The 3102-nt window shown below is 45.0% G+C and carries 2 protein-coding genes; both read left to right on the forward strand.

Annotated features, from left to right (window positions below; all coding sequences use genetic code 11):
• A partial coding sequence (locus AAGC65_RS25590; RefSeq protein WP_343115292.1) for a GDSL-type esterase/lipase family protein occupies positions 1–466 on the forward strand: 466 nt, incomplete at its 5' end.
• Between the two features lie 138 nt (positions 467–604).
• Positions 605–3102: glycoside hydrolase family 2 TIM barrel-domain containing protein (locus tag AAGC65_RS25595; RefSeq protein WP_343115293.1), on the forward strand; the 2498-nt coding region annotated here is incomplete at its 3' end.

Consider the following 3102-nt stretch of genomic DNA (forward strand, 5'->3'; position numbering starts at 1 on the left):
GGATAGGGGTATCAGCGGTCAGCTATCCCCTCAGTTGCTTATCCGTTTCCGGCAGGATGTTATCGATCTTAAACCTAAAGCGGTAATTATACTGGCTGGTAGCAATGATATTGCGGGTAATACAGGGCATGTTACCAACGAGCGCATTATGGATAATATTAAATCGATGGTTGAGCTGGCCAAACTGCACCAGATCAAGGTGATATTATGCGCTTACCTGCCCGTATTTGATTATCCCTGGCGCAAGGGAATTGAGCCTGCACCAAAGATCATAGCGCTCAACAAACTGATAACAGCCTATGCCGCCGCGAATAAGCTGATATTGCTTGATTACTTTACCCCTTTGGTTGATGAACGTAACGGACAAAAAGCAGAACTGACTACCGACGGGGTACACCCTAACGTAGCCGGTTATAAAGTAATGGCTAAAGTGACGGAAGAAGCTATCAGAAAAGCGCTGAAATAAACCCGGACTGAGTTTAGATTTTTTGAGTATTCGTTTTAAATGTTAATTATACATTATATATTAGCCCAGCTAAATCGAGTAACCAATTATAACATGTTAGCACCGTTGCCTGCAGAGGTGCCCTGTATCCATTAACCTATGAAAAAACTACTCCTTTGTTCTATTTTCCTGAGTTTTGCTGTTGCCGCGTCGGCTGGTATTAATCTTCGGGATACGGTTGTTAAGGGCGATGCCCCAGTACCTGCCGAAATTGAAGACCCGCGAAATATCGGCGTCAATAAAGAGCCCGCGCACGCTTCACTAATGCCTTATGCTAATTTGCAGGAAGCCCTGAAAGCCAATCGTCACGCGTCAACCTTTTACCGCAACTTAAATGGTATGTGGAAGTTTAATTGGGTGGCCTGGCCGCAGCAGCGCCCGGTTGATTTTTATAAAGCCAGCTATGATGTATCTGGCTGGAAGGATATTAAAGTACCTTCCAACTGGCAGATAGAGGGTTATGGAACACCTTACTACAGTAATTTTACCTATATATTTAAAAAGGATTTCCCTCATATAATGAGCGAACCGCCCAAAAAATACACTGCCTATGCCGAGCGTAACCCTGTAGGCAGCTATCGCCGCGATTTTGAAGTACCGGCCGATTGGAATGGCCGCCGTATATTTTTAACTTTTGATGGGGTAGATGCCGGGTTCTTTTTATGGATCAACGGCAAAAAAGTAGGTTACAGTGTAAACAGCCGTAACGCCGCCGAATTTGATATTACCCAATACGTTCACCCGGGCAAAAATATGGTGGCCGCCGAAGTGTATCGCTTTACTACCGGCAGTTATCTGGAAGATCAAGACATGTGGCGTTTAAGCGGTATATTCCGTAATGTATCGCTTTGGAGTACCCCGCAGGAGCACATCAGGGATTATTTTGTAAAAACAAACCTGGATAAGGAATACAAAAACGCAGTTGTTGAAGTGAATGCCAAGGTGAAAAACTATGGCAGCAGCGCAATCAAAGCCAATAAACTTTCGGCCACCCTATATAACGGCAGCGTATTGGTAAAAGGTGCTACTGCCGAAGGTGCTGTGCCTGCCCTAAAACCAGGCGAAGAGGTGAATGTAAAATTGACTTTCCAGGTAAACAACCCGCAAAAATGGACCGCTGAAACGCCTAAGTTATATACCACCGTTTTGAATTTAAAAAATGGCGACAATACAAGCGAAACCATATCATCAAGAACAGGTTTCCGCAGTATTGAGATCAAGGGGCGTATCTTTACCATTAATGGTGTACGTATCAAATTAAAAGGTGTAAACAGGCACGAGAACTGGCCAGAGGTTGGCCACGCGGTTACTGAAGAGCAGATGATCAGGGATATTGTACTGATCAAACAAGCTAACTGTAATCACGTACGTACCTGCCACTACTCTGACGATCCGCGCTGGTATGAGCTGTGCGACCAGTATGGTATCTACCTGGTTGCTGAGGCCAACCTGGAGAGCCACGGCGCATGGGATCAATTTAACGAAGACCCAAGAATAAAAGATGCTATTATTGACCGCAATGTGGCCAACGTGCAAAGCTTTAAAAATCATCCTTCGGTTATCATCTGGTCGTTAGGGAATGAGTGCGGCAGCGGCGGCTCAAACTTCAGGGCAGCACTGGCCGAGGTTAAACGCTTAGACCCTACACGTCCTACACATTACCAGGGTTTTGGTGTGGGCAAAAATAACCCGGCCGATATTGAGAGCGATATGTATACTAATTTGAAACAGGTAGAAAATTATGCCCAGCCCGATAGCTTAACCAAGCCTTTTTACCTGTGCGAGTACGCGCATGCCATGTTTAACTCAATGGGTTCAGTTGATGAGTATAACGACTTGTTTGATAAATACCCAACACTGCTGGGTGGCGCCATCTGGGAATGGCAGGATCAGGGCGTTTGGAACAGGCGCAATCCTGAGCACCCGATCATGGCTTTCGGCGGTGGCTTTGGCGAATACCCTAATGATCATTACTTTATTCACAAAGGTGTGGTAGCATCTGATAGATCATTGAAACCGCATTATCCTGAATTAAAACATGCTTACCAATGGATAGCCGTTACGCCAAAGGATATTAAAAACGGTATCATCACCGTTAAAAACCGTTACCAGTTTATTAACCTGGATGGTTTTGTAGGTAACTGGCAATTAAGCGAAAATGGTGTGGTTACCACTAAAGGTAACTTTGATATTGGCAAAATTAACCCCGGCGAGCAAAAAGATATCAAGGTACCTTACACCATAGTAAGCAAGCTTAAACCGGGTGCTGAGTATTTTCTACGTGTATCATTCACCAGCGCTGCCGACAAATTATGGGCTAAAAAAGGTTTTGAAGCTGCATGGCAACAGTTAGAGATACCGGTTATAGCCGCTCCGCCTGTTGCTGACCCTACGGCTACCCAGGCGTTGGAGTTATCTAACTCAACAAATGAGGTGAAGGTTAAGGGTAAAGACTTTAAAATTGAGTTCGACAAAAAATCAGGTACATTCACCAAACTGGAAAAGAACGGTAATAACGTACTGGCCGATAACGGCGGCCCTATGCTGCACTTATGGCGTGCCCCTCACCGTAACGATGATATGTGGGCCGATAAAGG

This window comes from Mucilaginibacter sp., from assembly GCF_039207105.1.
In the GTDB taxonomy this organism is placed as follows: domain Bacteria; phylum Bacteroidota; class Bacteroidia; order Sphingobacteriales; family Sphingobacteriaceae; genus Mucilaginibacter.